Below are 609 nucleotides of genomic sequence, written 5' to 3' on the forward strand. Positions count from 1 at the left end.
AGCTACTCTCGGAGCAACTTACACTCGAGAGGTATATGTCGATGGGACACGTTGTGGTGAAGTTTGGGAACGCTAGGACGGCTTCCATCGAGGAATGGTGTTTGCTTGGGCATGGGCTTAAGAGACATGTCGAAGTAGTCGTGCAGGGCTTCAGCATGGTTCCGTTCATGCTTTCAGGGACCGAGCGCATAGCGACAATGCCCTTACGCCTGGTCAAGCAGCTCGAAAAGACAATACCCCTACGGATCGCCGACCTTCCGATACCGTTGCCCGCATTCACACAAGCCCTCCAATGGCCCGCGCTTCACAATAGTGATCAAGCAAGCCTCTGGATGCGGGACGTGCTATGTCAGGAAGCATCCCGCATGCCCTCGCCCCATGAGGTAATGAGACGTCTCAGGATTTCCTAGCATTCTTTCGTGGTTTTGTCGTTCGGCGTGATTCATGGCGTCGGAATGAGGAGCCTCTTTGAGACGCCGCCGCTACAGTCTCACGGATGATCGATCCTGTCGCCGCTGGCCCAACAGCCGCGCTGACTGACGACCAAGTATGGAGGAACTGGACAGATGCTCTCCTACGCCCGCCGTTCAACCGACCAATGAAACAACC

The 609-nt window shown here is 55.5% G+C and carries 1 pseudogene; it reads left to right on the plus strand.

The annotated features are described in order from the left end of the window. Window positions 1-410, plus strand: a pseudogene (gene nodD1, locus CO660_RS33640) (transcriptional regulator NodD1); the annotation flags it as partial. Between the last annotated feature and the right edge of the window lie 199 nt (window positions 411-609).

It is taken from the genome of Rhizobium sp. L9 (assembly GCF_002531885.1).
Lineage (GTDB): Bacteria > Pseudomonadota > Alphaproteobacteria > Rhizobiales > Rhizobiaceae > Rhizobium.